Here is a 19,265-nt window from a genome sequence, read left to right on the forward strand (position 1 = left end):
CAATACTAATTTTTAATTATTGCGATACATATCTCAATAATTGCGTAACGCAATATATAAATACTTACTTAAAAATACATAAATACACAGGAAATAGACCACCATGTTCTTACTGAAAAATCTCGTCTCTTCAATATCAAAAGTTACTCAGGACCTGGGTAATATTCTATCGATAACTCCTGTAGTAAACACAGGTTCCTCTGTTAATGTAAATGTTTCTGATATCAACATTGCTAATGTTTCAACAACAGGCTTACTTTCTAATGTGATTTCAACTGTAACTGATACAGTTTCACATACAACCACAGACTTAGTTTCTAATGTAGTTGGTACCGTAACAGGTACTGTAGGGTCTACAAGCCCAATTGATACTGTAACCAATATTATTGGCGGCGTAACGGGTGGCGTTACAGGTAACCCTCTTGAAGTTGTTACTGACATTATCGGCGGAGTAACGGGTGGTGTTGTCGGCGGAACTTCTCCAATCTCTCCAGTAATCGATGTTGTTCAAGGCGGCATTGATATTCTTCAAGGCGTTGAAAGCTTAAAAACTGAAATTATTAATACAGGCATTGAAACTGTAGCTGATGCAGTTATTGGTGTATTACCTCAAGCTGAGCATCCAGTTTCTGAAATTGCAGACCTTGGCACATTAACTTTTGAAACTTCTCGTGACACAGTCAATGGTGCTCTTGAAGTTGTTTCTGATTTAGTCGGTGGTGATATTCAAGGCGCTACTGAATCAGCGACCGGTATTCTCGATACGCTTATTACAAATGGCACAACTGCTACAGGTATTGTCACTGGTGTGGTTGGAAGTGTTACTGATGTTATTGGTGGCGTAACTGGTGGTGTTGATGGCAACCCACTTGAAGTGATTACAGATATTATCGGTGGTGTTACTGGCGGTGTTGATGGCAACCCACTTGAAGTGATTACGGATATTATTGGCGGTGTAACTGGCGGTGTTGGTGGTGATAACCCTCTTGGCGTAGTAACTGATATTATCGGCGGCGTAACCGGTGGCATTATTGGTGGCGGTACATCTCCTATTTCTCCAGTAATCGATGTTGTTCAAGGCGGCATCGATATTCTTCAAGGCGTTGAAAGCCTAAAAACTGAAATTATTAACACGGGTATTGATACAGTAGCCGACACTATTATTGGTGTATTACCTCAAGCTGAGCATCCAGTTTCTGAAATTGCAGACCTTGGCACATTAACTTTCGAAACGTCTCGTGACACGGTCAATGGTGCTCTTGAAGTTGTTTCTGATTTAGTCGGTGGCGATATTCAAGGTGCTACTGAAAATGCAACCGGTATTCTAGGAACACTTATTCAGAATGGTTCAACAGCGACTGGAATTGTTACTGATATTCTTGGTGGCGTAACAGGTACTATCGGCGGCGTAACTGGTGGTATCGGTGGTGACAATCCGCTTGGTGTAGTAACTGATATTATTGGTGGTGTTACTGGTGGTATCGGTGGTGATAATCCTCTTGGCGTAGTAACTGACATTATCGGTGGTGTTACTGGCGGTATCGGCGGTGATAACCCTCTTGGTGTAGTAACTGATATTATTGGTGGTGTTACTGGCGGTATCGGTGGTGACAATCCGCTTGGTGTAGTAACTGACATTATCGGCGGCGTAACCGGTGGCATTATTGGTGGCGGTACATCTCCTATTTCTCCAGTTATTGATGTTGTTCAAGGCGGCATCGATATTCTTCAAGGCGTTGAAAGCCTGAAAACTGAAATTATTAATACTGGTATTGATACAGTAGCCGACACTATTATTGGTGTATTACCTCAAGCTGAGCATCCAGTTTCTGAAATTGCAGACCTTGGCACATTAACTTTCGAAACGTCTCGTGACACGGTCAACGGTGCTCTTGAAGCTGTTTCTGATTTAGTCGGTGGTGATATTCAAGGCGCTACTGAAGCGGCTACCGGTATTCTCGATACGCTTATTACAAATGGTACAACTGCAACTGGTTTAGTAACTGAAATCATTGGCGGAGTAACAGGAACTATTGGTGGCGTAACTGGCGGAGATAGCCCACTAGGTTTAGTAACTGATTTACTTGGTGGTTTAACTGGTAGCGTAGGCGGCGACAGTCCGCTTGGTGTAGTCACTGACCTTCTCGGTGGTTTAACTGGTAGCGTAGGTGGCGACAGTCCGCTTGGCGTAGTCACTGATCTGCTCGGCGGTTTAACTGGTGGTGTTACTGGCGGTACAGACAACCCTATCGGTATCGTAACGGATATCGTTGGAAGCTTAACGGGTGGTGTTACTGGTGAAGGCAGTTTAGATGTTATTTCTAATTTGCTAGGCGGATTAACTGGTGGTAGCTTACTCGGTGGTGTAACTTCTACAGTATCTAGCGTAACAAATACAACGCATACGATCGTACCGACATCATTACTTACTGATAACTTCCTAGAAAACTCATTCAATACTGTTTAATAATTACAAAGAAAGCCACTTTATATAAGTGGCTTTCTTTTTTAATATATTTTTAAATATTAATTAATCTCTTGCCATTTATAATATTTTCTATGAGCTAACTCCAACATTGCATAATCATTAGGTGTATCACCATAAGCATAGATTATAGAATATTGAGTTAAGTCATATTTATTTTTTATTCTATTTACTTTTTCTAAATAACCACAATCACCATCAATAAAACAACCTGTCAAAATACCATTATCTATTTCAAGTTGATTACAGATAACATCCAGATCTAAAGATTTACACCAACTTTCCAAGTAAACACTTAATGAAGCAGATACAACAACAACCTGATCTCCCTGTTGTTTATGCCAGAGAATGCGTTCTAAAGCATTTTCACGAATACAGGAAGGAATTACTTTTTTAGCAAACTCTTGTCCTTTGTATATCAAAGAAGCTGCATCATAGCCGATATATCCCACTTGGCAGAGCTTAGTACGGATCGTTTTATCCGTTACCCACCCAAGCTTATAACCCGCTATATAAGGTGCAAGACGGATGCCACCTAATATTTGAGTTTTTTTACTCAAAGAAAATTTAAGGAATAAACTGAAGGTATCATTATGGGTGATCGTGCCATCAAAATCGAATAAAGCCAGATTCATTTATCGTTATCTCTAATATAATTAAAAAGTTATAAAATTTAGATTTTTAAAAATTAATAAATAGCAGATACAAAAAAACCGCTATAAAAGCGGTTAATTCTTCAAGTTGGTGCGCTCAGAGAGATTCGAACTCCCGACCCCTTAGTTCGTAGCCAAGTGCTCTATCCAGCTGAGCTATGAGCGCGTAACTTGTGTGCTTTTCAGCGATTCGTTCGATTTTACTTGGTGCGCTCAGAGAGATTCGAACTCCCGACCCCTTAGTTCGTAGCCAAGTGCTCTATCCAGCTGAGCTATGAGCGCATTAAGTAAATGGCGGTGAGAGAGGGATTCGAACCCTCGATACCAGTAATAGGTATGCTTCCTTAGCAGGGAAGTGATTTCAGCCACTCATCCACCTCACCGGAACGAGCCGCCATAATACAAACTAAAACTACATTGTTCAAGTCATGATACTGAAATTTTCTTGTTTTTTCGTTCAATTAAATATTTTTTAAACAATTTTCGTATTCTTTTCGCCTTTTTCAATCAAACGCTTGTTAAGATAGATATTATTTCTTTATTTCAACACAGTAGTGCATAACACATTATTGCAAACCTGAACGTGCAGTTCTGGTCTGCATGTCTTATGCTAAACCTATCTGCCAAGCATGAAACCAAACGACATGACAAAAAACTGGGTTGACCCCGAAGCAAAAGCCGAAGCTGAACGTTATGACAATCCTATTCCAAGCCGTACTCTTATTTTAGATACGTTGGAACAATTGCAAACACCGCAATCTCATGCAGAACTTGTTGACCATTTTCATATTCAAGATCAGAAAAGTATTGAAGCCTTAAGTCATCGCTTAAGTGCTATGGTTCGTGATGGCCAACTTATGAAGGATGGTTTTAAGTTTCAGTTGGTGGCAGACCAACCTACCTATGAAGCAACTGTCTATATTAATAGTAAAGGTTTGGGTACAGCACATATTGATGGTCAAGATGATTTATTATTACCTGAGCGTGAGTTACGTTTAGTCTTTAATGGTGATCGGGTCCGTGTTCGGCAGACATCGGTAGATCGCAAAGGTAAACCGTGGGGTTTCATTACCGAAGTTATACAGCATCGTGTAAAACAATTAATTGGTAAATTGTCGGTACATGACGGCGAATATTTTATTCAGCCCAACAATCCAAATCAGCACCAACCTATCCCACTAGAAAAAGAGTTGGTTGAACATGCTAAAGCAAATGTCGGCGATATGCTTCGTGTTGCTATAGACACTTACCCAACCCGGGAAGAATTTGCAACGGCACATATTATTCAGTCTATGGCAGATAAAGCCGATACTGAAATTATTATTCCGCAAACCATTTTAGAGTTTGGTTTGCCTTACGAATTTCCAGATGAAGTTATAAAAGAAGCTGAAAGTTTCAAAGAACCTGCTGAACAAGATCGCGAAGGTCGAGTTGATTTAAGAGACTTGGCACTTGTCACAATCGATGGTGAAGATGCGCGAGATTTCGATGATGCAGTATATGCGGAAAAACGTCCTGGTGGTGGTTACCGAGTTGTCGTTGCAATTGCCGATGTGAGCCATTATGTACGTTTAGATTCGGCATTAAATGAAGAAGCTGAAGAGCGCGGCACTTCGGTTTATTTCCCACATTTTGTTTTACCAATGCTACCAGAAGCATTATCAAATGGATTGTGCTCACTTAACCCACACGTAGATCGTCTATGCATGGTCTGTGACCTAAAACTTTCTCGTACGGGTCGTGTTACAGGTTATGAATTTTATCCGGCAGTCATGCATTCAAAAGCACGTTTGACCTATACAAAAGTAGGACAATATTTTGAAGGTGCAACTGATGCAATTCCAAAAGATCGTGATATTCATAAATCGCTAAATACACTTTTCCAGCTTTACCAGATTTTGAAAAACTTACGTGTTGATCGTCATGCAATGGAGTTTGAAACCATTGAAACTTATATGACCTTTGACGAGTTAGGTGGAATTAAAGAAATTTTACCTCGTACACGTAATGATGCTCATAAGCTTATTGAAGAGTGTATGTTGCTTGCCAATGTAGCAGCAGCAGAATATGCCTTAGAACATGATATTCCGATGTTGTATCGTGTACATGAGGCACCTGAATTCTCACGTATTCAAAAAGTAAAAGATTTTGTAAAACTATTGGGTTTACCTTTCCCTGACCAACCAACTCAGGCAGACTATCAAAAAGTTATTGAGGCAACTAAAGACCGTATTGATGCGCCAAGTATTCACGCCGTGTTATTACGCTCAATGATGCAAGCTTACTATGGTGCCAAAAATGCAGGTCACTATGGTTTAGCTTATGAAGCTTATACACATTTCACTTCACCAATTCGCCGCTACCCGGACTTATTGTTACATCGTGCAATTAAAGCTCACCTAAAACAAAAGCCTTACCCACTTTCCGGTGCAGCTTTAGATGATGCAGGTGAACATTTCTCTCAAACAGAACGCCGTGCCGATGAAGCATCCCGCAGCGTAACGACTTGGTTGAAATGCCACTATATGCAACAACATTTAGGTGATGAGTTCATTGGTATTGTGAGTGCAGTAACTGAATTTGGCCTATTTGTTACTCTTAAAGATCTTTATGTTGATGGCATGATTCACATTAGCCAACTTGGCGATGATTTCTTTATTTACGATCAAGCTAGTCAAAACCTCATTGGACAAAATCGTGGTCAAGTCTTCGGTTTAGGCGACGAAGTTAAAATTCAAGTTGCTGGTGTAAATCTAGAAGAGCGTAAAATCGATTTCCAACTCATTAAACAAGTTACTCATGCTGGACGTGTAGTTCGTAGTCGTGCTCCACGCACAACCAAAACAAGCACCCAAGCAACAGAAGAAGTTTTTGGTAAACCGTCTGTATCAACTGATGGTGAAAAACCTGTCCGTAAAAAGAAGGAAAAAGGTAAACCAAGCTCATATAGTAAAAAGTCTGGTAAGAAAACCTCTACAAAAGCAGAGGCCAAACCAGAAAAAGTAAAGAAAAAAGCGAAACCTAAAAAGAAAAAGTCAAACGCCAAGTCTAAGGCTGACTAATTCATAGGTATTTGCATTAATTATGATTAAGCTCCCAAAATGGGGGCTTAATGTTTTTAAAACGTTTATTTTTTAAATTAAGCTTGATTTCCTGCCTAACAATACCTACATCTAATACTATGTTTAAAAAATAATGTGGCTATTAGCAATGGCTTTACAGCAAGCGACTCTACCTACTCCCCGCTTTGATCAAATTACATTAGATAATTTAAAACAAGATATTCAACAGGCGATCCAAGCAGGACAAGAGTTTTTAAACACCCTTACGGCTGCACCATCCGAGACAGACCAGCAACTTGCCGTACTTGAACAAATTGATGCACTTGAAAATAACCTCAGTGAATCATGGGGAGTGTTGTCACATTTAAATGCTGTGATGAACAATGCTGAAACCAGGGAAGTCTATCAATCACTATTACCCGCTTTAAGTGAATATTACACTCAGCTTGGACAACACACGGCGTTATATCAGACCTATCAACTCATTCATGATAGTCAGAGCTATTCAACGCTAAGCCCTGCGCAACAAAGTGCCATCCGTCTCGCTTTACGTGATTTTAAACTTTCTGGTGTCGCTTTAGAGGGTGAAGAGAAAAAACGTTACGCTGAAATTTCTGCACGTCTTTCACAGCTTTCTTCTGACTTCTCAAACCATGTACTTGATGCGACACAGGCTTATTTTAAACCACTGACAGAAGACCAATTAAAAGGTCTTCCGGAAAGTAATGTTGAGTTATTAAAACAGTACGGCAAACAGCGTGAGCTTGATCAAGCGGTCGCAACTTTAGATTTCCCAGCTTATTTTGCCATCATGACCTATGCCGATGATCGTGCCTTGCGAGAAGAGCTTTATAAAGCTTATGTCACACGTGCATCAGATCAGTCTGAGCAAACAGAATTTGACAACAGCAAAATTATGGAAGAAATCCTGAGTCTTCGCCAAGAGATGGCAAAACTACTCGGTTTTAATAACTATGCTGAATATTCTCTTGCCAGCAAAATGGCGCCTGATGTCAAAACAGTTCACGACTTTTTAGTCGATTTAGCTGAGCATGCACGTACCCCTGCACTTCAGGAAGTTGCCGAACTCCAAGCTATTGCCAAACAAGATGGTATTGATGAGCTTAAACCTTGGGATACCACTTACTATTCTGAAAAGCTTAAACAACAACAGTTCAATTTATCACAGGAAGCTTTAAAACCTTACTTCCCTGCACCAAAAGTGATTCAGGGATTATTCCAGATCGTACAGCGTTTATATGGTATTAACATTGTTGAACGTGAAGCTCCGGTTTGGCATCCAGATGCACGTTATTTTGAGTTAGAAGACCAAGGTGAAGTCATTGGCGGCTTCTTCTTTGATTTATATGCGCGTACAGGTAAACGTGGTGGAGCATGGATGAGTGGTTTCCGCTCACGTATGCAAACTGTTCATGGTTTACAAAAACCAATTTGCTATATGGTGTGTAACTTCACTCCACCTGTAGGTAACCAACCAGCCTTACTCACCCATGATGAAGTCATTACCTTATTCCACGAGTTTGGTCATGGCTTACACCATATGCTTACTGAAGTAGATAATATCTCAGTTGCAGGTACTCATGGCGTTGCTTGGGATGCAGTCGAGTTACCAAGTCAGTTTATGGAATTCTGGTCATGGGATAAAGAAAGTCTTGATGTTTTAAGTGAGCATATTGAGAGCAAGCAGACTTTACCTCAAGAGTTACTTGATGCTTTATTAAATGCACGTTTCTTCCAGTCTGGTATGCAAACTTTACGTCAGCTTGAATTTGCCTTATTTGACTTAACTATTCACACCAAAACTCCTGCGTTGAATAGTGAGCAAATTCAGCAGACCTTAAATGATATTCGCAAACAATATGCAGTAGTTCCAACCGTCGACTACAACCGTTTCCAGCATAGCTTTAGTCATATTTTTGCAGGCGGCTACGCAGCAGGTTACTACTCTTACAAATGGGCAGAAGTTTTAGCAAGTGATGCCTTTGACCGTTTTGAAAATGAAGGTATTTTCAATACTCAAACGGGTAAAGAATTCCGTCAGGCAATTTTAGCGGTGGGTGGGAAAGATACTGCTCTTGAAGCATTTGTGAATTTCCGCGGTCGTGAGCCAAAAATTGATGCATTGTTACGTCATCAAGGTTGGACGAACGATAACAAAACCGCTTAAACTATGGGCCTAAATTGATCGTGTGGTTAGGGTGATAAAGATGAAGAAACGTTTCATTGCTGGGGCTAAATGTCCAAAATGTGAAGCCATAGATCGGATTGTCATGCTAACCACCGCTGAAGACGAATGGATTGAATGTATCGAATGCGGTTATAGTGAAAATCGTCCGACTCATATTGATGAGCCTGAAACGCCCGCTATACCTGATGAAATTGGGGTAATACAGTTCAAGCCTCGTCGTTCTGACTAAAGGTCTTAGACATGCCACTACAAAGAAAACAAAACTCAAAACTATTGTGGATTTTAATTGGGGGCTTAAGCATTCTCGTCGTGCTTTTTTTCGCAGCACAATGGTTTTTCAAAAAAACTGAAACATCAGCGCCAATGGTTGATCCACAACCAGCCTCGGTACCAGCTCCTGAAAAAACTACAAAACCCTCTGAAAGCTCGGAACCTGTGGTTCAAACACAAACCGCTAACTCACAGCAACTTGTGAATGAGGACGTGCTCAAACAACCAATCCCTGCTCAAGAATCTTTAGCTAAAGAAGAAGTATCTAAACTCAATGACATTCATCATCAATTGCAAGATCAGGAAGCAACACTAAAAGCTCAACATGCTGATGCAGATCAACTTATTAAGCTAAAAGAAGAGCAAGTGAAGCTTCTTGAGGCCCAAGTTAAACAACAATAGTATTTGTTTAACTCTAGATATGATGCAAAAAGCTAGTTCACTCTGAGCTAGCTTTTTTATTTACTAAAAATTTATATGCTCAAAATAACTACCACATAAAAAAACACCCTCTTAAAGAGAGTGTTTTTGCTCGGCTTATATATTTAAATTACTTGTACCAACCAAATAGTTTCAGTATTAGTGGTGCATAAGTTACCAATACCAATGATGAGAACAAGACAATAATTGGTAATAACCAACGTTCATATCGGTAGTAGAAACTTGTGTACTTCTCTTTCGCTTCTGCATCGGCAGCATTCACCTCATCATCACCAACGGATAACCGCGTTAATAGATGGTTCAAGGCAACTGGCGGCGTTACATAACCAAATTCGAATGCGACCAATACAATCATCCAGAAGTGAATTGGATGAATACCATTTTCGTAAGCTACAGGAGCAATTGTTGCTGCCACTAAAATTACGGCACCAAATGGATCTGTACACATACCAATAATTGCAAGTAACAGTGCAATACATGCCAGTGATATATAGATACTGCCTAAATGAGTTGGTAATAATTCGACCACTTCAGAGCGTTCAATTAAACCACCTACACTTGCAGACAATGCCATCAAAATAATTAAGGCACCGATATGTCCCACTGTTTCTGATGTCGCAAAACGTAATGCACCACCAAAACCAAGACGGAACTGTGAACTATGCGGATCATGAGTCTGTAAGAACGGTGATTTCTTTTCATGCTCACGAACAATCGCCTCATGAATATTTAAAGCTGGTGCCTCTTTAGGCATAACCATTTTATCGTACAGAATCATCGCAATAAGCACGAGTGGCAGAATCACTGGTGCAGTAAATTCATTCATTCCTGTATCTAATGCATATTTATAAAATGCAAGGACAACTACAGTAATTAGGATATATGGAATAACCGGTACAAAAGCTCGTGCCATACCTGGTAGTGCCACTTTTGGCGAGTTCACACGGAACTTTTCTTCGGCCAATAAAAGAGATACACCCAAGAAAATAAATGCTGTTAGCCAGAAGACATAAATACCATGTCCGAATAATTCGTCAGATGTAACATGACGACTATCCAACATCGCAATTAGAACGACCAATAGACATGGACGTACAACCACCCCTAGGGAGCCGGACATTGCAGATACAGCTAATGCATATTGACGGCGAGCGCCTGCGTTCCAAACTTCCTTATAAATAATCGCACCAGCCGCGATAACGAAAATCCCCGAAGCACCGGTATAAGCAGTCGGTACAGCAGCAGCAATCAGAATTAACCAAGTTAAGGTTTCTGGCGCCAAGTTCCATGGACGAAGTACATTTAAGAACAAGTCCATAACACGGGTTTGCGTGAGTAACATACCCGCCCAAATAAATAAGGCAAGATTTAAGAAGATACCCGAGAACTCAACCAATAAACCAAGGTAAATCCCTTGCCCCATTGGATAATCCATAAAGAACGTAAATACAATACCTGTAATTAGTGCCATATAGGCATATAAAGGTACAGAAAGTAAGGCTAAACCTATATTACCGCCTTCACGTTTTGGTGGAGGTGAAACAAATAGTTGATACAGACTAATTAAGGTCAGAACAACAAACAGAATCATCCATATCCAGTAAATCGTTACTGTTTCATAAGTAGGTGTTACTCCGGAATTAATGACTGAACGATACTGACTAATGACCGAGAAGCTCAGTAGCGCATTACCAATCAACATAAACAGCGAATACACTTTGTAATCTATTTTTGTTGCTGGATTACGCAAGCCAATATGGTGATATTTCAATGATGCAGTAATCGCTGAAATCAGTACCATAAAGACCAGTAAAATGGCACGGTTCTCTGTACCGAATTTAAAAATACCAAAGAAACCTGTTTCGATCGCACGATAAGTACGTACTCCCGGGTTTGCTTCGATATATTTAATAGTTTTGTCATAAGCCTGATATTTTTCTTCACATTGCTGCTGTGCTGCCAGTAAGGATGCACGGACATCACTTTCCGATGCAGCACCAAAGAAGCTCGCAAAATCATCAGATGCATTTGCTTTCATCTGCTCTTTTACTTGAGCATCAATATTCGGATGTCGATCACAAGTCGGCTTTTCAGGCTCAGCACGCAAGAATGAATATTGCATGCCTGTAGCAGGGTCACCATAAAGACGTTCCCCGATACGTAATAATTGACCGTGGATCATTTCCCCGGTACCAATTATGAGCGTCATCAATAGTAAAATGAGGATAATGAATGTTGAGATCCATTCATTCCAGATATAACCCAGCAGACCTAATCCAGATCTTTTTTCTTGATATTCTTGCATAAATATTCCAATTTTGTTCTCTCAAATCCCTCATAACAAAGGCTTTGAGTCATGCAATTTCCTTGGTCAGGGGTATCGTCCATCCCCCTTCTACCAATCCCTTTATTCAACGATCAAATTTGCATCAAACTTTATCAATAAAGAATGACTAAAATCACTTTTTTAACAGTTTGTATTGTCAATCTTTCTATTTGAATCTTTGTATGAGCCAATAGCATCCTCCAAAGATTGCACCACCAATCGCCCCATATAGATGAGCTTCAGTTAAAACTGGACTACCAATGAGCTGGGCTGTTCCTGTTTGCCCAAATGTATTTTCCCAAATCAACTTTGCAACAATTAAACCTAAGACCAGAAATGCAAAATTCCTTTCTTTACGGTATTGCAAGTAAACCAAAGCAACTGCGGTATATAACCCATGGAGTACCCCGGAAAGGCCAGCATATGCATCGATATTGGGCAAATAAAAATAGAACACCAAGCTAATAAAAGGTGGTAAAAGAAAAAGAAGACTTAAAATGTGCCACACTTTGGTATGGGGAAATATGAAAGGCAAACATGCAAATGCCATCATATTTAAAAGAAAGTGAATCCATCCGACATGTACCCAGTGTGCTGTCCATAAACGCCAGAACTCGCCGAGTAAGCTTTCACGCCAATAGATAAAATAATCCGGAAACACCTGTAAACATGCAGAAACAGAAATGCACCCTGCGACCAAAAGCACTTTTTTATTGAGTACATGATCTTTCATAGCACACTCCTTTTAAACCAGCCTCCTTACGATTACTAGAGTCAGTAACCGTAAAGAGTGAGTTCCTTCAGATCTATTTACTGTGCAGGTGCAGTTTTCGTGTCAGCTGGGGCTTCCGATGCAGCTCCACCATCAAACAACTCATCCAATTCAGCTGAACCTTCGTTTTTCTCATCCCAGAAATGAGACATACCGTCATCACCGGTACGAACACCAGTATGCTCAGTCCAGTAACGGTCAGAAATACCGCGCACAATTAAACCAGCCATACTATCGATTAATTTAAAGTTCGGATTGACAGGTTTGTCATCTGCTTGAGATGCGGCATAAGTTTTTAATGCATCACGGATTTTGGCATCGTCACCACTCGCTTGAGCAGCTACGGCATATAATGCATGAGATAAACGCACACCTTTTTGTTCACCAATTTGCACGGACTGTTTTAAAGTCTCATATGGATCAGGCTTCCCTTCATTAGCGCCTGGTAATAAAGTCCAGATCACTGCACGGGTTGCATTTGGTGCGCCCCAGAATTTTTGGTTATCAAGGCAGACCATACCGCGCTCTACAATAGCAGCAATATCTTTCGGTACATTGACAGAACCGCCAGAGTTAATATCGTTGGTCACAGCTTGAAGACCACTAATCATCCCAAGTAAATATACAGTTTGGTCAATATCACTACGCATTGTTGGACAAGAATCGCCTAAATGATATTTATATTTAGATTCCCAACGATCAGCAAAGAGCTTATAGCCTGCGTATTGTCGCTCAGCAGCAATTGCAGCCCAACGCTTCTGTGCAATACGTGCATCTTGAGCTTCTGTTACCTGCCCTGCTTTTGAAGCACGCAAATAACGTAATTCCTGTTCTAATGCTTGGTTTTCCGCGCATACACCTGAAGCAGCATACATTAAGACAGCAACACGAGTAGGATCTGCACCCATACCTTTAGTCGACATGATTGCAGGAGTTAAGGCACTACCAGTATTACAAACCATTTCAGCATCTTGCATTGCCAAAATAGGTGGAACGACGTGCTTTTCCGTAAAACCTAAAGCAACATTTGCTCCGCTTTTCACGACGTATGAACAACCTGATAAAACTGAAGCTGCAAGAAAACTTACCGCCAAACCTTGGCATATTTTTTGGACTTTAGACATCTTCCTGTCCTCGATGTAATTTGTTTTTTCCTTTTCAGATGTACATTAGCAGATGCATATCTTGAATAAAAGAGTAATTACTCTAATTGTAGCGCTTATACTTTGACACACTTCACAGCAGATAAAATTGACAGTTTTTCAGGGAAACAAAAATTTTAGGCAAAAAAAAGTAGCATTGCGACGGTTCAGCACATGCTACTTATTAACTGGGATAAGCTTTTAACGGCTTATATTATTGTTGTTCTAGATAATCCTTAAGTAAAGTTCCTGCTCTTCCTACTACTACAGCCATAATTACTGCAATCAACAGAAACATCCACATTGAAATCTCCATGAGAGACCTCCTTACTACGTTCGCACCCAGTTAAAAACTGGACACTTGATGAAATTAATCGATTAACCAATTAGATTATTGACTGATCGATGACCTTTGCATCCTCTGTCTCTTAACTTTGCTAAGATTAACTCGGTTAAGATGTTCCCTGAGTAAAGTTCCTGCTCTTCCTATCACCACCGCCATAATTATGGCAATGACCAAGAACGACCATGTTGGCATCTCCATTTGAGACCTCCGACACACTTTACGTTGGTGTTTGTACTTTAACCGATAGAATAGTAACCATATTGAGAAATTGTCCGACAATTAACTTTCTTGCTGTTTTTTCTGTATTTTAACTAGACAATTTCAATTTCCCAAAAAGAAATAAAGTATAAGATATTGATTAATAATAATTTTAAATAAATATACAAATGTAGAATTGTCTAACAATTAATAGAGTTTTTCTAAAGTTTTAAGCTTTTTCCACTCTGCTAATGACATTTGATCAAACCAAATGATAGAAGTTAGTGTTTTATGACCTTCAAAGTAGATCACTATGAAAATCTGATAATCAATTATTTTTAAAATTTTGACGCGAGAAATGGTGTTCTGTGAGTGATAAGCAAGCGACCATAGTTTTTTATCTAAATAGGCAATTTTTGCAAGCTGCGGACGCTTTAAAAAGAAAATAAAGCTGATAAATAGTAAGCTGATTACAACTAACCACCATAGTAACGGCATTAATTGATAAAATAGAATTGCTAAGCTTAAGCCAATAAAAAGCTGAAATATAATCGAAAAAAGACTATATTTCAGCTTAAAATTCAAATGGTTGATCAAAATAAATTAACCATGAACATAGTGTTTTAATTTATAGATAAAGTCACGTAATTCGGTACGTGGTGGTTCTGATACTTCCATAAACCAATCGAGTAAATCAGGATCTTCCTGTTCTACCAACTCAGCAAATAACGCTTTTTCTGCCGGGTCTGCCTTTAAATAATAATTTTTCACATAAGGGTCAAAATAGACATCAATTTCCTTTAAACCACGACGTGCGCGATAGATTACTTTACGTTCTTCCAAGGTCATTTCTTCAGACATTTATTTCCCCATCTGCGTTGATAGTGCGCTTAGTTTACCTGATCACATGAGAAAGTTCGCTAAAAATATCAAATTGACCAAACTTATCACTTCACCGCCATAAATGAGCATTCATCACATTGTTAGGTCTAGCCGCTTCCCTTATGTTTAGCTCATAACATCAAGCCCAAACCAAGGAAGAAATACAATGCAATCTGGTGCTATTCGTCCCATTCCAAATATGTTACCTCGCCATTTATTTAATGAAGAACATGAAGCTTTTCGGGAAACGGTACGTAAATTCTATGAGAAAGAAGTTGTACCTAATATTGAAAAATATGAAAAACAACAACATGTTGACCGAGATCTTTGGAATAAAGCTGGTTCATTAGGTTTACTCTGTACCACCATGCCAGAACAATATGGTGGTTCAGGTGTCGATCGCCTATACAGTATGATTCTTATTGAAGAACAAGCCTATGCGATGGACTCAAGTACAGGTTTCTCACTGCATTCCGACATTGTAGCCAACTATATTAATAACTTCGGTAATGAAGAGCAAAAACAGAAATGGCTCCCTAAAATGGCTACTGGTGAGACGGTTACCGCAATTGCCATGACCGAGCCGGGAACAGGTTCAGACTTGCAAGCGGTTCGTACAACAGCCGTTCTTGATGGCGATGAATATGTCATTAATGGTTCAAAAATATTTATTACCAATGGCTATTTATGCGATATGGCGATTGTCGTTTGTAAAACGGGGAATAGCGATAAAGGATCTGCCAATTTATCACTCATTATTGTCGAAGCTGACCGTGCTGGTTTTACTAAAGGCAAACCACTTAACAAAATTGGTATGAAAGGCCAAGATACCTGTGAACTCTTCTTTGATAACGTTCGTGTTCCTAAAGAAAATCTTTTAGGTATGGAAGGTATGGGCTTTATCATGCTCATGAAAGAATTAGCGTGGGAGCGTATGCTGGTTGCTATTATCTGCCAAGCTGGGGCAGAAGCGGCATTTGCACATACTGTTCAATATACAAAAGATCGTAAAGCATTCGGCAAACCAATTGGAGCATTCCAAAATACTCGTTTTAAACTTGCTGAACTTAGAACAGAGATAGATTTCTGCCGTACCTATTTAGATCGTTGTATGGAATTACAACTCGATGAAAAATTGAGTGTTGAAGCTGCAGCGGCTGCAAAATATAAAATTTCAGATATGTTTTCAAAAGTTGTAGATGAATGTCTTCAATTACATGGTGGTTATGGCTATATGATGGAATATCCAATTGCACGCGCTTATATCGACCACCGAGCAAACCGTATTTATGCAGGCACCAATGAAATTATGAAAGAATTAATCTCTAGAACTCTTTAATCTTTACTATAAAAAGGAGGCTTATAGCCTCCTTTTTATTTTCGAATATCAAGACACTAATTTTGGTTTACGTGTGGTAACTTCTGAATGCTTATGAAAACGTAGAACACCATCATCAAATTTTGCATTTTTTAATGATTTTCGGTCTTCAAGATAATTATTGGTTACCTGCCATGGTGCTTGTTTGCCTTGTTTAGGAATCACGTCGGCAGCACGACTAATATAACCAGATGATAAGCTACCCATGACTGTGTCCTCTTCCATCACACTCTTATCACCAGATGGAATGACTTCATCATAATTATTCTTATCCATGTAGTTTAATAAACGGCAGATATAATCCGCTGCAATATCAACTTTTAATGTCCATGAAGCATTTACATAGCCAATAATCATCGCCATGTTTGGTACATCGCTGAGCATCACGCCGTTATAAAGCATGTGTTCAGATGATTTAACTGGCTCCCCATCAATAGTTGCCTGCACACCGCCCATGATTTGAACCTGCAAACCTGTTGCAGATACGATAATATCGGCATCAAGATGCTTGCCTGATTTTAATTGAATACCAGTCTCAGTAAATTTTTCAATTTGATCAGTCTCAACACTCGCCTTACCTTCACGAAGAATTTTGAATAAATCACCATCAGGAACTACGCAAAGACGCTGATCCCAAGGGTTATATGAAGGTGTAAAATGTTTCATATCAACTTTACCCTTAAGTTGCATTTCAATTGCTTTTAAGAGTAAACGACGGACTGTTTTAGGATGCTTTTGAGACAATGCATAAATTGCTCGTTGCATACCAATATTACGAGCACGCGTAAATTTATAGGCTGCTTCTTCAGACATAAATCTACGAGTTTTTTCATAGATGAAATCAATAGACGGAACAGAAGCAATATAAGTTGGTGAACGTTGCAACATCGTTACATGACCTGCTCCACCTTTTGACATTGCAGGCACCAGTGTAATTGCTGTAGCTCCACTACCAATAATTACTACTTTTTTACCCTTATAATCCAAATTTTCCGGCCAATGTTGTGGATGAATGAGTTGACCTTTGAAAGCTTCTTGATTTGGGAAAGTCGGCGCGTAACCTTGGTCATAATTATAATAACCAGTACAACCTACAACGAAGTTAGCAACCCAAGTCTGCTGTTTTTTCTTATTGTCCTCGACAATAACATGCCACTTTTTCGAGGCAGAATCATAATTCGCAGAAAGGACACGATGGCCAAAATGAATTTTTTCTTTTAACTTAAACTCATCAATCACTTCCCCTAGATATCCTTTAATAGAGGCACCATCAGCGAGAACATTGGCTTTGCGCCATGGTTTAAAGTTAAAACCAAAAGTAGACATATCTGAATCAGAACGGATACCAGGATAGCGGAAAAGATCCCAAGTTCCACCAAACGATTCACGACGCTCCAAAATTTCAAACTGACGTTGTGGAGAGTTTTTAGATAAATGGGCAGCAACTCCTATTCCTGATATGCCTGCACCAATGATTAATACATCAACTTGCTTTTCCATTTTATTTTTATACCCATTGTTGAGAATATGACTTTATTAAATCACAATTTTGACAATACACAATGTCAAGTTTGACCGTTTATCCGTTTTTTTATGTCACTTGGGGACAAATTTTTAATTTTATGTTTTTTGGAAAATAAAAAAGACCGGCATAAAGCCGGTCTTTTTTGAATAATATCAATTATTCAGCTGAAGTGTTCACTTCACGATCTACAAGCTCAACGTAAGCCATCGGTGCTGCATCACCAGCACGGAAGCCCGCTTTAAGAACACGTAGATAACCGCCGTTACGTTCTTTGTAACGAGGGCCGAGTACGGTAAATAATTTACCAACAGTTGCAGCATTACGAGTACGAGCAAATGCTAAACGACGATTTGCTACAGTATCGTTTTTTGCTAGAGTGATTAAAGGCTCAGCAACACGACGTAATTCTTTAGCTTTAGGCAAAGTTGTTTTGATCAACTCATGTTCAAATAAAGAATTAGCCAAGTTTTGGAACATCGCTTTACGATGGCTGCTTGTACGGCCTAATTTCACACCACTATTACGATGACGCATGGTGATAGTCCTACTTAATTAACGGCTACGATAGGCAAAACGGTCGTCCATACGAAGACTAGCTGGTGGCCAGTTCTCAAGACGCATACCGAGTTGTAAACCTTTCGATGCCAAAACATCTTTGATCTCTGTTAACGATTTTTTACCAAGGTTAGGAGTTTTTAACAACTCAACTTCAGTACGTTGAACAAGATCACCAATGTAGTAAATATTTTCTGCTTTCAAACAGTTAGCAGAACGAACAGTAAGCTCTAGATCATCTACTGGGCGAAGCAAGATTGGGTCAACTTCTTCACGAGGTTCTTGAGCAACAGGAGTTTGGTCTTTCTGAAGATCAACAAAAATTGCAATTTGTTGTTGCAAGATTGTTGCCGCTTTGCGGATTGCTTCTTCAGGATCAACCGTACCGTTGGTCTCAAGATCGATTACCAGTTTATCTAAATCGGTACGTTGTTCTACACGCGCATTTTCTACGGTGTAAGAAACACGCTTAATTGGGCTATAAGAAGCATCTAACTGTAAACGACCTACAGGACGTGTTTCGCCTTCAGGGAAACGAGAGTCAGATGTTTCATAACCACGACCTTGAGAAACTTTCAAGCGCATTTTTAATGAGCCTGTAGCACTCAAAGTACCAATTAAATGTTCTGGGTTAACCACTTCAACATTATGAGGTAAACGAAGGTCGGCAGCAGTAATGTCACCAGGACCTTGTTTTTCTAATGTTAAATAAGCTTCATTTTGATCGAACAGCTTAATAGACAATCCTTTTAGGTTCAGCAAGAGCTCGACGATGTCCTGCTGCAAGCCTTCTAAAGTACTGTACTCGTGCTCGACACCTTCTATCTCTACTTCAACCACAGCAGCGCCTGGCAAAGAAGACAATAGAATGCGACGTAAAGCATTACCTAGAGTATGGCCAAAACCACGCTCTAAAGGTTCCAGAATCACTTTTGCCGAGGTCCCGCTTACCGCTTCGACCTTGATCGCTTGCGGAGTTAGAAACTCGTTTGCAGTACGCGTCATTATTGCTACCTCAAGG

General features: G+C 39.7%; 15 protein-coding genes and 3 tRNA genes. 6 read left to right on the forward strand and 12 right to left on the reverse strand.

The features are described from left to right. The first annotated feature begins 103 nt into the window (after positions 1-103). Complete coding sequence (locus RFX69_RS09240; protein WP_309169231.1) at positions 104-2,467, forward strand: hypothetical protein; 2,364 nt, start codon at positions 104-106, stop codon at positions 2,465-2,467. A gap of 59 nt (positions 2,468-2,526) precedes the next feature. Here RFX69_RS09240 and RFX69_RS09245 read toward each other — a convergent pair whose 3' ends face one another. The 4 genes from RFX69_RS09245 to RFX69_RS09260 form a co-directional block, all read right to left on the reverse strand. Then, positions 2,527-3,120, reverse strand: coding sequence for an HAD-IB family hydrolase (locus RFX69_RS09245; RefSeq protein WP_001046674.1), 594 nt, complete (start codon positions 3,118-3,120; stop codon positions 2,527-2,529). 107 nt (positions 3,121-3,227) lie between these two features. Further along, positions 3,228-3,304 (reverse strand) — tRNA-Arg (locus RFX69_RS09250). A gap of 39 nt (positions 3,305-3,343) precedes the next feature. After that, a tRNA-Arg gene (locus RFX69_RS09255) sits at positions 3,344-3,420 on the reverse strand. A gap of 10 nt (positions 3,421-3,430) precedes the next feature. After that, positions 3,431-3,521 (reverse strand) — tRNA-Ser (locus RFX69_RS09260). 261 nt (positions 3,522-3,782) lie between these two features. On the opposite strand from RFX69_RS09260, the gene rnr reads away from it, so the two are divergent. From rnr to RFX69_RS09280, 4 genes are all read left to right on the forward strand, one after another. Further along, a complete protein-coding gene (rnr, locus tag RFX69_RS09265) occupies positions 3,783-6,200 on the forward strand; it encodes a ribonuclease R (RefSeq protein ID WP_289333016.1) in 2,418 nt (805 codons plus the stop codon). Between the two features lie 133 nt (positions 6,201-6,333). Further along, a complete protein-coding gene (locus tag RFX69_RS09270) occupies positions 6,334-8,388 on the forward strand; it encodes a M3 family metallopeptidase (RefSeq protein ID WP_309169232.1) in 2,055 nt (684 codons plus the stop codon). Between the two features lie 40 nt (positions 8,389-8,428). Continuing rightward, positions 8,429-8,638, forward strand: coding sequence for a YheV family putative zinc ribbon protein (locus tag RFX69_RS09275; protein WP_000745518.1), 210 nt, complete (start codon positions 8,429-8,431; stop codon positions 8,636-8,638). A gap of 11 nt (positions 8,639-8,649) precedes the next feature. Further along, positions 8,650-9,081: a hypothetical protein gene (locus tag RFX69_RS09280; RefSeq protein WP_001130988.1), complete on the forward strand. Its 432-nt coding sequence runs from the start codon at positions 8,650-8,652 to the stop codon at positions 9,079-9,081. 148 nt (positions 9,082-9,229) lie between these two features. On the opposite strand, the gene RFX69_RS09285 is transcribed toward RFX69_RS09280, so the two are convergent. From RFX69_RS09285 to RFX69_RS09305, 5 genes are all read right to left on the reverse strand, one after another. Further along, entirely contained in the window at positions 9,230-11,425 is a 2,196-nt protein-coding gene (locus tag RFX69_RS09285; RefSeq protein WP_001158905.1) for a TRAP transporter large permease subunit, read from the reverse strand. A gap of 187 nt (positions 11,426-11,612) precedes the next feature. After that, positions 11,613-12,179: a rhombosortase gene (gene rrtA / locus RFX69_RS09290; RefSeq protein ID WP_000651536.1), complete on the reverse strand. Its 567-nt coding sequence runs from the start codon at positions 12,177-12,179 to the stop codon at positions 11,613-11,615. A gap of 77 nt (positions 12,180-12,256) precedes the next feature. Next, positions 12,257-13,342: a hypothetical protein gene (locus RFX69_RS09295; protein ID WP_000049106.1), complete on the reverse strand. Its 1,086-nt coding sequence runs from the start codon at positions 13,340-13,342 to the stop codon at positions 12,257-12,259. Positions 13,343-14,111: 769 nt separating this feature from the next. Beyond that, complete coding sequence (locus RFX69_RS09300) at positions 14,112-14,501, reverse strand: hypothetical protein (protein ID WP_270901074.1); 390 nt, start codon at positions 14,499-14,501, stop codon at positions 14,112-14,114. Positions 14,502-14,507: 6 nt separating this feature from the next. Continuing rightward, on the reverse strand, positions 14,508-14,765 hold the full coding sequence (locus RFX69_RS09305) for a succinate dehydrogenase assembly factor 2 (protein ID WP_001288210.1): 258 nt from the start codon (positions 14,763-14,765) through the stop codon (positions 14,508-14,510). A gap of 187 nt (positions 14,766-14,952) precedes the next feature. Here RFX69_RS09305 and RFX69_RS09310 point away from each other — a divergent pair, with 187 nt between their 5' ends. Beyond that, the gene (locus tag RFX69_RS09310; protein WP_001190555.1) at positions 14,953-16,125 is read left to right on the forward strand and encodes an acyl-CoA dehydrogenase family protein; all 1,173 of its coding nucleotides are present in this window, start codon (positions 14,953-14,955) and stop codon (positions 16,123-16,125) included. 48 nt (positions 16,126-16,173) lie between these two features. On the opposite strand, the gene RFX69_RS09315 is transcribed toward RFX69_RS09310, so the two are convergent. The 3 genes from RFX69_RS09315 to RFX69_RS09325 all read right to left on the reverse strand — a co-directional run bounded on the left by RFX69_RS09315 (position 16,174) and on the right by RFX69_RS09325 (position 19,249). Next, positions 16,174-17,664, reverse strand: a complete 1,491-nt coding sequence (locus RFX69_RS09315; protein ID WP_000415133.1) for an NAD(P)/FAD-dependent oxidoreductase — start codon at positions 17,662-17,664, stop codon at positions 16,174-16,176. A gap of 181 nt (positions 17,665-17,845) precedes the next feature. Next, on the reverse strand, positions 17,846-18,223 hold the full coding sequence (rplQ, locus tag RFX69_RS09320; RefSeq protein ID WP_001216380.1) for a 50S ribosomal protein L17: 378 nt from the start codon (positions 18,221-18,223) through the stop codon (positions 17,846-17,848). Between the two features lie 18 nt (positions 18,224-18,241). Then, a complete protein-coding gene (locus RFX69_RS09325) occupies positions 18,242-19,249 on the reverse strand; it encodes a DNA-directed RNA polymerase subunit alpha (protein ID WP_000198631.1) in 1,008 nt (335 codons plus the stop codon). Positions 19,250-19,265: the final 16 nt, after the last annotated feature.

The sequence above is a fragment of the Acinetobacter sp. 148 genome (assembly GCF_031196675.1).
In the GTDB taxonomy this organism is placed as follows: Bacteria; Pseudomonadota; Gammaproteobacteria; order Pseudomonadales; family Moraxellaceae; genus Acinetobacter; species Acinetobacter baumannii.

What these genes read in the sequence shown, in the direction of transcription:
- RFX69_RS09270 (WP_309169232.1), top strand. Translation starts at nt 6,334, where the DNA reads ATGTGGCTATTAGCAATGGCTTTACAGCAAGCGACTCTACCTACTCCC.
- RFX69_RS09305 (WP_001288210.1), bottom strand. Translation starts at nt 14,765, where the DNA reads ATGTCTGAAGAAATGACCTTGGAAGAACGTAAAGTAATCTATCGCGCA.
- rplQ (WP_001216380.1), bottom strand. Translation starts at nt 18,223, where the DNA reads ATGCGTCATCGTAATAGTGGTGTGAAATTAGGCCGTACAAGCAGCCAT.
- RFX69_RS09280 (WP_001130988.1), top strand. Translation starts at nt 8,650, where the DNA reads ATGCCACTACAAAGAAAACAAAACTCAAAACTATTGTGGATTTTAATT.
- rrtA (WP_000651536.1), bottom strand. Translation starts at nt 12,179, where the DNA reads ATGAAAGATCATGTACTCAATAAAAAAGTGCTTTTGGTCGCAGGGTGC.
- RFX69_RS09310 (WP_001190555.1), top strand. Translation starts at nt 14,953, where the DNA reads ATGCAATCTGGTGCTATTCGTCCCATTCCAAATATGTTACCTCGCCAT.
- RFX69_RS09275 (WP_000745518.1), top strand. Translation starts at nt 8,429, where the DNA reads ATGAAGAAACGTTTCATTGCTGGGGCTAAATGTCCAAAATGTGAAGCC.
- rnr (WP_289333016.1), top strand. Translation starts at nt 3,783, where the DNA reads ATGACAAAAAACTGGGTTGACCCCGAAGCAAAAGCCGAAGCTGAACGT.
- RFX69_RS09245 (WP_001046674.1), bottom strand. Translation starts at nt 3,120, where the DNA reads ATGAATCTGGCTTTATTCGATTTTGATGGCACGATCACCCATAATGAT.
- RFX69_RS09285 (WP_001158905.1), bottom strand. Translation starts at nt 11,425, where the DNA reads ATGCAAGAATATCAAGAAAAAAGATCTGGATTAGGTCTGCTGGGTTAT.
- RFX69_RS09295 (WP_000049106.1), bottom strand. Translation starts at nt 13,342, where the DNA reads ATGTCTAAAGTCCAAAAAATATGCCAAGGTTTGGCGGTAAGTTTTCTT.
- RFX69_RS09240 (WP_309169231.1), top strand. Translation starts at nt 104, where the DNA reads ATGTTCTTACTGAAAAATCTCGTCTCTTCAATATCAAAAGTTACTCAG.
- RFX69_RS09315 (WP_000415133.1), bottom strand. Translation starts at nt 17,664, where the DNA reads ATGGAAAAGCAAGTTGATGTATTAATCATTGGTGCAGGCATATCAGGA.
- RFX69_RS09325 (WP_000198631.1), bottom strand. Translation starts at nt 19,249, where the DNA reads ATGACGCGTACTGCAAACGAGTTTCTAACTCCGCAAGCGATCAAGGTC.